Origin of the sequence: Acinetobacter sp. YH01004, from assembly GCF_013420455.1 — a bacterium.
In the GTDB taxonomy this organism is placed as follows: Bacteria; Pseudomonadota; Gammaproteobacteria; order Pseudomonadales; family Moraxellaceae; genus Acinetobacter; species Acinetobacter towneri.
This window is the reverse complement of record NZ_VOXZ01000012.1, coordinates 78,584-87,741: the sequence shown is the minus strand read 5'-3', so window position 1 is coordinate 87,741 and position 9,158 is coordinate 78,584. Positions and strand designations below refer to the sequence as shown.

Annotated in this window: 9 protein-coding genes and 4 tRNA genes; all 13 read right to left on the bottom strand. The window is 43.0% G+C overall.

Annotation, left to right across the window (positions count from 1 at the left end; genetic code table 11):
- The coding region (locus FTT71_RS09595) for a GTP-binding protein (RefSeq protein WP_136144171.1) at window positions 1–427 on the bottom strand (427 nt) is incomplete at its 3' end.
- 148 nt (window positions 428–575) lie between these two features.
- Window positions 576–650: transfer RNA gene (locus FTT71_RS09590), tRNA-Thr, on the bottom strand.
- A gap of 14 nt (window positions 651–664) precedes the next feature.
- A tRNA-Gly gene (locus FTT71_RS09585) sits at window positions 665–740 on the bottom strand.
- Between the two features lie 36 nt (window positions 741–776).
- A tRNA-Tyr gene (locus FTT71_RS09580) sits at window positions 777–860 on the bottom strand.
- 55 nt (window positions 861–915) lie between these two features.
- Window positions 916–991 (bottom strand) — tRNA-Thr (locus tag FTT71_RS09575).
- 98 nt (window positions 992–1,089) lie between these two features.
- A complete protein-coding gene (gene trpE / locus FTT71_RS09570) occupies window positions 1,090–2,583 on the bottom strand; it encodes an anthranilate synthase component I (protein WP_180160908.1) in 1,494 nt (497 codons plus the stop codon).
- A gap of 160 nt (window positions 2,584–2,743) precedes the next feature.
- Entirely contained in the window at window positions 2,744–3,415 is a 672-nt protein-coding gene (locus tag FTT71_RS09565) for a phosphoglycolate phosphatase (RefSeq protein WP_004975764.1), read from the bottom strand.
- Between the two features lie 61 nt (window positions 3,416–3,476).
- A complete protein-coding gene (locus tag FTT71_RS09560) occupies window positions 3,477–4,127 on the bottom strand; it encodes an FHA domain-containing protein (RefSeq protein WP_004975761.1) in 651 nt (216 codons plus the stop codon).
- A gap of 69 nt (window positions 4,128–4,196) precedes the next feature.
- A complete protein-coding gene (gspD, locus tag FTT71_RS09555) occupies window positions 4,197–6,452 on the bottom strand; it encodes a type II secretion system secretin GspD (RefSeq protein WP_180160907.1) in 2,256 nt (751 codons plus the stop codon).
- 60 nt (window positions 6,453–6,512) lie between these two features.
- Window positions 6,513–7,352 carry a type II secretion system protein N gene (locus FTT71_RS09550; protein WP_180160906.1) on the bottom strand — a complete coding sequence of 280 codons (840 nt, stop codon included), beginning with the start codon at window positions 7,350–7,352 and terminating at the stop codon, window positions 6,513–6,515.
- Entirely contained in the window at window positions 7,352–8,092 is a 741-nt protein-coding gene (gene gspN / locus FTT71_RS09545; protein ID WP_180160905.1) for a type II secretion system protein N, read from the bottom strand. The genes FTT71_RS09550 and gspN overlap by 1 nt, the downstream gene beginning before the upstream one ends.
- Window positions 8,093–8,254: 162 nt before the next feature.
- Window positions 8,255–8,581: an H-NS family nucleoid-associated regulatory protein gene (locus FTT71_RS09540; protein ID WP_004975751.1), complete on the bottom strand. Its 327-nt coding sequence runs from the start codon at window positions 8,579–8,581 to the stop codon at window positions 8,255–8,257.
- A 145-nt stretch (window positions 8,582–8,726) separates the two neighbouring features.
- Window positions 8,727–9,158, bottom strand: a complete 432-nt coding sequence (locus tag FTT71_RS09535; protein WP_004975749.1) for a thioesterase family protein — start codon at window positions 9,156–9,158, stop codon at window positions 8,727–8,729.

Here is a 9,158-nt window from a genome sequence, read left to right as displayed (position 1 = left end):
CGTCTACGATATCGCATTTGTTTAAGAATACGATGATGTAAGGTACACCTACCTGACGAGAAAGAAGGATGTGTTCACGAGTTTGTGGCATTGGACCATCAGTCGCTGAACAAACAAGGATCGCACCATCCATCTGAGCAGCACCAGTGATCATGTTTTTAACATAGTCGGCGTGACCTGGGCAGTCTACGTGCGCGTAGTGACGAGTTGGGGAGTCGTATTCTACGTGAGAAGTATTAATTGTAATACCACGTGCTTTTTCTTCTGGTGCAGAGTCGATAGCAGCGTAATCTTTCGCTTCACCACCAAACTTACGTGCACATACTGTAGCAATCGCAGCTGTTAAAGTTGTTTTACCATGGTCAACGTGACCGATTGTGCCCACGTTAACGTGTGGCTTATTACGTTCAAACTTAGCCTTAGCCATGTTCATCTTCCTCGTTTACGTCGAACACAATGCTGAGTAAAACTCTGCCCCGACATATCGCCTAAAAAACTAGACACCTAATACTTGAAAAGCAGACTAATAAGCCTGCTTTTTGAAAATCTTGTACGAATAATCGCTAAACTGTATCTGGAGCTCTTATCGAGATTTGAACTCGAGACCTCTCCCTTACCAAGGGAGTGCTCTACCACTGAGCTATAAGAGCGACAAATCCTTCGATGGAGCGGGAGACGAGGATCGAACTCGCGACATGCAGCTTGGAAGGCTGCCGCTCTACCAACTGAGCTACTCCCGCATCTATGTTGGTAATTACCACTTCTATCGAAGTTAATGGTGGTGGGAGAAGGATTCGAACCTTCGAAGCTTACGCGGCAGAGTTACAGTCTGCTCCCTTTGACCGCTCGGGAATCCCACCATTTTCACACTTACTCAGTGTTCGTTCTTTACTTAACAACTCAAACTCCCTAAGATGGTGCCGGCACACGGATTCGAACTGTGGACCTACTGATTACAAGTCAGTTGCTCTACCAACTGAGCTATGCCGGCGTTTCTTAGTGTTTCGTACGTTTCGTATCGGAACGGTGTGCAGTTTAGCAAAACTTGAAATCCGTGCAAGTGTTTTTTTCAAAAAAAACGCTAAAAACTCATAAAATCAATCCATTTGATGATAATTCAACCGCTTTGATCACTGCGCGAGCTTTTATTTGGGTTTCATTCCATTCAGATTCAGGATTTGAGTCCGCAACTAGACCTGCGCCTGCCTGCACATAGACCTTATTTTGACGAATAACACAGGTACGAATCGCAATCGACATGTCCATTTCGCCATGCCAGCCTAAATAACCAACAGCACCACCAAAAACACCACGTTTTATAGGCTCAACTTCATCAATAATTTCCATGGCACGAATTTTTGGTGCACCCGAAAGTGTCCCTGCAGGGAAAGTTGCCTGAAAAACATCCAAAGCATCGACATCGTCACGCACTTCACCTTGCACATTGGACACAATATGCATGACATGCGAATAACGCTCGATCACCATTTGATCAGTCACTTGTACTTTACCAATTTTGGCGATACGCCCGACATCATTACGCCCCAAGTCAATCAGCATTAAGTGTTCGGCAATTTCTTTTTCATCCGACAACAAATCTTGCTCAAGTGCCAAATCTTCTTCTTTGGTTTTACCGCGCGGGCGTGTACCTGCTAAAGGACGCACAGTGGCAATACCATTTTCCAAACGCGATAAAATTTCAGGTGATGAGCCCACAATATGAAACGGCTGATCATCGCCCAAAGTTTTGCCTTGTACCAAGAATAAGTACGGCGATGGGTTGAGATGGCGCAAAGCACGATAAACCTGTAACGGCTCACCATCAAAATCTGACACCATGCGATGTCCAGGCACCACTTGCATAACATCGCCTGCACGAATGTATTCTTTGACGGTATCAATGGTCGCCAAGAATTTTTCTTTGCCTGTAAGCGATTCAAAATGTGGTGGCGTATGTTTTTCTGCTTTTAGACTAATCGGGGTTGCTAAAATTTCTTCTAGTGCATCGAGTTGTTGTTGTGCCTTGTCATAAGCATCTGCCTGCGCTGCATCGGCATGCACAATTAAGAACAAGGTATCTTTTAAGTTATCAAACACGATGACTGTTTTAGACAACATCATCCAAATATCAGGCAAACCGACTGGATCTGCTGCAGGCACGTTTTTTAAACGCGGTTCGATATAACGCACTGCATCGTAACCAAAATAACCCACCAAACCACCTGTAAAGCTTGGCAATTCAGGCAAGTCAGCTTGCGTAGGCACTTTAAATTGCGCTTGAAAATCGCGGATATACTGAAACGGCTGTGCACAAGTTTGTTTTTCGATTGAACCGTCAGCATGTTGGATGGTGAGTTCACCCGCATTACAGGAGAAAACTGTAGATTCACCCAAACCAATAATTGAATAACGTGCCCAGTTTTCACCACCTTCTACAGACTCAAACAAATAGGCTTGTTGATGCTGCTTCAAACGTGCAAATACCGACAATGGAGTTTCGGTATCGGCCAAACGCTGGCGATATACAGGAATGAGGTTGTAGCCTGCTGCTTTAAGTTGTTCAAATTGAGTCAGAGTGGTCATGTGAAGCTCTCTATATTTCGATGTAGCAATGTTTTCGATAAGACGAAGTGAAGGACGGTTGTAGATTGACTAGCGTCGCCATCGAAATATGGGCATTACAGCCTGACTCATATTGATATCCTTTATAGCAATTAGCGTAAAATTATTTGATTTTTGAATCTTAAATATTTAACAATTCAGTTAAATTATCCACAATTTGTTGCGGCTGACAATTGGCAATCGGCTCACCATGATTATAGCCGTAGCTGACCACAATACAATCAATCCCCGCTCGACGTGCGGCTTCAACATCATTAGAAGAATCACCAATCATCAAGACTTGAGACTTCTCCACTTGATAATGTTCAACACAATGCAGCAATTGACGCGGGTGTGGTTTACGCTCCTCAAAGCGATCTCCACCAATCACATCAGCAAAATAGTGTTGCATCTCTAATGCTTCAACAATGGCACGAGCAGGTAGTTCAGGTTTATTGGTCACACAAACTAAGGTTTTTTGTTGTGCTTTTGCCCAGTCCAAAAATTCAATAATGCCCGGGAATGGTTGTGTGTCGATACACGGATCGGCATTATAAATTTCTAAGAAGGTGTTCAGTAGCTGTTGTTGCTGTTCAGGATGAACTTCGCCCATTAAGTGCGATAAGACACTATTGCAAAATACCGCAGTTCCCTTCCCCACCCAAGTTCGCACTTGTTCCAGTGTTACCAAAGGCAGTTGCAGTGCATTTAAACTCATGTTCATGGCGCGGTATAAATCTGTCGCAGAATCGACCAAAGTGCCATCTAAATCAAATAAAATGACTTGACGTGTATCAAGCTGAGCAATAGACATTCTTCCCCCTAAATGAACAAAGGCATGCGATCGCATGCCTTGATTGTAAAGCAAAGGCTGCTTATTTAAACAATAGCCAAGCCAAAACTGCCAAAATCACCAAGACAATCAGTGAAATCAAGCCAACAGAAGCATTTTTTTGCTGTTCTTTCTCTTGTTCCACACGAGAAACAGGCTGCTCGACAGACACAGGTGTTGGCTCTGCTGGAACTGCATGAATATCCACGCCTTCTGGAATAGGTGCTGGTTTTGGTACTGCCACGCCTTGCGGCATACCATCTCGGTTTAATTGAACAGAACTGTCACGTTGATTCAATTCAGGCATTCCCTGCTCGTTCATTTGCTGTGCAGGTGTTTTTTCTGTTTGTGCTGTGACTTTTTCAGCAGTTTCGGCGACATCTGCCGCATGTTCCAATTCAACCGCAGGCGCAAATACTGAAAACTTTAAGCTGGCAAATTGGACGATATCACCTTCTTTAAGTAAGGTTTCATCGGCAATGCGTAAATCATTTACAAAAGTGCCGTTGGAAGAATTTAAATCTTGCACATACAGCGCTTGTTCTTTAAGTAAAAAAGCCGCATGTTTACGTGAAATTTCTGCCGATTGCAGCACCAAATCTGCACTTTGATGACGCCCCACCAACATATCACGGTCGATACTAATTTCTTGGCCAGTAAATTCACCGCTAATTGCTTGTATTTTCCAAGTCATAAATAACTTCTCTCGTGTGATTTGGCGACATCATAACATGCCCTCAACCACAATCTGCGCAGGATACGATTAAGGTGTAGCGCGAATTGTGGTCGTAGTGACTGTATTTTTAGTTTTGCTGACTTCCTGCTGCGGCAAAACTACGTTTTGGCGCTGTACCGCAGGCTCAATCGCAACAGGGGTGCTCACCACCGTTGCTGTGCGGTTTGCAGACACTGCTGATGGTAAGGTTTGATAAGTTCCTGTTTGCGGCGCAACTCGAGATACAGGCAAACGCTGCTGATAAACATCGCCAACATTCTCAGGCAGTTTAGCAAAGCTACCATCGGCATCCATTGCCAACTGAAGGCTATACAATTGGCTATAACGCTGCTGCGAAATACGGCGAATATCCTGACTATCTCCCACAATGGTTGGGTGAATAAAAATCAATAAATTACGTTTTTGATTAGATTGACCATCGGAACGGAATAAACGCCCCAACCCTGGAATAGCACCCAAACCTGGCACAGCCTGACGACTATAAACCGAGTTATCAGAAATTAAGCCACCTAAGACAATGGTTTGTCCGTGCTCGGCCAAAATAGAAGTTTTAATTGCGCGTTTGCTGGTGACTAAATCCTGCGCCTGACCTTTATTGGCTTTGACATCTGACACTTCTTGTTCAACTTCCAAGCGTAGTGTTCCGCCTTCACCAATATGTGGCACGACTTTTAAAGTAACCCCGACATCTTTACGTTCAATAGTGGTATACGGATTTGCCACACCACCATTGGTAGATAATGAACCTGTTACAAAAGGAACGTTTTCACCAACCACAATATAGGCTTCTTCATTGTCCATGGTCACAATAGATGGCGTAGACAATAAATTGGATTTGGTTTTTTCCTTCAAGGCCTGAATCATCGCACCATATAGCTTGCGTGAACCATCACGACCTTCACGATAATCACCCAACACCAATGACGTACCTGCACCAATCGCACTGCCTGCGCCTGCTGCACCACCAGTTAAATAGCCTGCAGCAACATTTTTTAAACTTGCACCAATATTGTCAAAATTAATTAGACCGATACCGCTGCTTAAATCGCCCAATGCCCACTGCACACCCAATTGGTCGGCATCGGTACCTTCCACTTCTATAATCGCAGCTTCAATCAACACTTGTTGACGACGGGTATCTAGTTGCTGAATGGCCGATTCAATTTCACGCATCAACTGCGGATCGGCTTTGACCACCAAAGCATTTTGCGAGCCATCGGCAATAATACTGACACCATTACCATTAAAACTGGTGATGTTGTTTTGATTGTTGCTATTCGAGCTGCCACCCAAATTAATACTTGGGGTGGAAATAGTCGATGAATTACCTGTGTTGTTATTGGTGCTGCTTAAATTACTAGCACTGTTGTTGTTACTGTTGCTATTTGCATTAGAGCTGCTGCTCACCGCCTGTCCTGAAACCAGACCTTGCAATATTTCTGCTAAATTCTGTGCACTGGCATATTTCAAGCGAAAAACCTTCAAACCACCCAAACGATCTGCCGCAGGCACATCCATCATTTCAATCATTTGACGAATGCGTTTACGTGTTGCGGTATCGCCTTTGATGATAATACGATTGGTACGGTTGTCCGCCACAATACGCACACGCGAACCTTTAACATCTTTCGCTGCCCCTGTCGAACTCATCGACTCAAGCAAGCCAATGACTTCTTCGGCTTGACTGGATTGCAGGCTAATCGCTTCAATGTCATTTTGCCCCGTACCATCTAGGTTACGAATAATGCTTTCTAACTGATAAATGTTACTGGCACGATCAGACACGATTAGAGCATTGGTGCCCCCGACCGCAGACAAATGCGCAAACTGAGGCATGAGCGGACGTAAAGCAGGAATCAGGTCATTGGCATTGGTATTTTCTAGCCAAATCACTCGCGTTACAATTTGGTCACCACGCGCATTTTGACGACCATCATAGGGAATGCCTGAGCTTTTTACATTGCTGTCAGGTACAAGGCGAATGGTATTGCCTGATGGTATTGCCACCACACCATTCACATTCAATACGCCTAAAAACAGGTCATAGACTTCATTTTTATTCAGGGCTTTGTTGGAAATCACCGTGACATTGCCACGCACACGCGGATCGACTGCAAAGTTCTTGCCCGTAATATCGGCCACTTCATTAATAAATGCAGTTAAGTCCGCATCACGTAAATTAATTTTCCAGGTTTGCGCATGACTTGCAGTACTCACCATTGCAACAAGCGGTGCAGCAGCCAGTAATGCCCAAAATGGACGCTCATAATTCAATAAAGCCATAATCTACTGTGTTTCCTAACCCTAAATATGTCTCTGCATGTAGTTACGATGCCGATCCATTTAAAAATTTTGTTGTATGGTCATCACTTGATCACCACGTTTTATTTCTAATTTCACTTGACCTTCACGACGTGCCTGTTCAAGCAATTGTGCATCGCTTTGTCCTTGCCCGACGTTTTGCCCATTTAAAGACAAAATACGGTCACCTGGCTGTAAACCCAGTTTATTTCTTAAAGCGGCTGGCGTACGTGTAGTCACTTCATAACCATTGCCCGTATTTGCTTCAACACCCATCTCTTTTAAGTATTGTTCGCGATCTTCCTGTATGCGCTGCACTGCCTGTCCAATGGCATTATACGGTTGTGCGGACTGCGTAGGTGCAGTTACAGGAGCTTGATTACCACTTGGAATTAAAGGTGCGATAGGTTGATTTAAACCATTTTCAATACCTTTAAACAATACTTCACGCGTCGCGCCACTGCTATGACGTAAAATCACCCGATCCCAGTAGACTTCTGCCAATTGGTACTGACTCAAATCAATCACATCACCCACACGGTAACGCTCTGCCACCTCATTCACTTTAATGACCGCAGAAGAAAACTGACTCGGCTGCCCAACCACTACACCTTGCAAAGTCATATTTAATTGATCATCGGCAGTGTTGCTGCGCCCAAGTTCTTGAAACAATGCAAAGGAGGTAATATTCGGGATTTGTGGTTGCTGTGAACCCAACTCCACCCGATCAATTTGCATGACTTGGGGCGGCGCAACAACCCACCAAAATAAACTCGCCAGTTTCCAACACAGATACAAAATCAAAAAAGCTAAAAATACTGGCGCAGCACGATCAAACTGCTTCCAGTGCAAATTCCCTAATCGTTCAGAGAGTGTACGCATTAGAAACCTCCTTTTAATAGAGGTTGGCGAGTGCTGATCACATAGGTATCTAAGCCCGCTTTGCCTTCATAAGAGGCGATATTCATCAATAAGCGTTGCGTGAGTTGCACATCTAGCATCAAGCTTTGATCAAGCGCAATATTCAGCATTTTTTGTTCACGTTGATCGCGAATATCAAATAACAGTTTGCCATTTTCATCGGACAAACTGCCTTTTAACGCAGGGATATTCATACGGTCTTGGCGCTGAGCAAAACGATACAGCAATTCGCCACCCGCCCACTGCAGTTGTCCTTTGGCTTTGGTGAAGCCTTGCTGTTTTTTAAAATTCAAATGAATGTCTTTGAGTTGAATCGCATTACTTGGCCACTGCCAATCCACAATACTTTTTAAGGTTTCTGGCGCAACTTGCCCATCTAAAGATTGCACCAAGACGCTACCAAAACGATAGCCAACAATGCCTTCGAGTTTAGTATTACCACTGTGTACTTCAACATCGGCAGCGACACGCAATAAAACCAAATCTAAAGGACGTGTATTCCAACTTAAAGAACCACGTAACTGTCCATTGTGCCAATCGGCTTGTCCCTTCCAGATATTGCCACTCACATTATGTAAGGTCTGATTATTTTTATAAAATTTTGAAATTAACCACGCTGCTGGAATTTGTAATAACACAAAAAACAAAAATGCAATGAGGGCGAAAATCCACCACGTGATGTATTTGGGTTTCTTTATCATGCCACCACGACCAACCTTACTAATTTTTCTATGAATGACTTTTTACAACACTCACACATTATGCACACTTTTTCGGCGTCGCCAATTGATACAGATAAAAAAACCAAGCCGTATTGCTTGGTTTTTGAACTCTAAGTCAAATCAATGACAAATTGATGAAGCTTAGATTAGAAAATCTTCAAGTTTTGCACCTTTTTCTAATTCAGCGACTAACCAGCGTGGTTTTTTACCACGACCAGTCCAAGTATCTGTAGAATTGATTTTGCTACGATAACGTGGCGCTACAGTTTTACGTGGGCTTTTCTTACGCTTGCTTTCGCCAACTTCCAAAATCTGCTCAATGCTTAAACCCAAATTGTCTGCAATCGCTAAAATTTGATTATAGGCATCTTCAATTGCTTGATCTTTTTTCGTGGCAATTAATGCTTCCGCTTCAGCTTGTAAACGCTTTAACTGTTCTACAGACAAATTGCTAATATCAGGCATCATACTTACTCCAAAAACTATGCTTTTTATATTCAGTTATTAAATTAAGCAGATTCATTCTATTTTTATCAAACCGAAGCGTCAATAAAAAATCTACTACTCTACATATAAATAACAGTCGGACATATTATGAACTGATTATTAAGATTTAATCAAGAATATGCGGTACGGTTTTTTCTATTTTATGAATACCCGCGCGTACATTTTCAGGGATTAAGGTTTTTTGCATATTGACGCGATCTACACATACAATCACCGCATCTGCCTCTGCCACCACCATTTGCTGTGCTTCACTGTGGATTAAATAATGCATACGCATGGCACTATTACGCAATTCTTCTACCCGAACGCCAATTTTTAAAATATCAGGATAAACCACAGGACGTATATATTTGCACTGATTTGAGGCAATCACAGTCAAAACATCTTGCTGTAAAATTTTTAAATGGTCTAAATAATATAAACGCGCACTTTCAATATAACGGTAATAGATCACATTATTGACATGCCCAAAAGCATCCATATCTCCCCATGCAACACGCTGCTCAAAAACAATTGGATAATCTGCTAGTGTTAACAC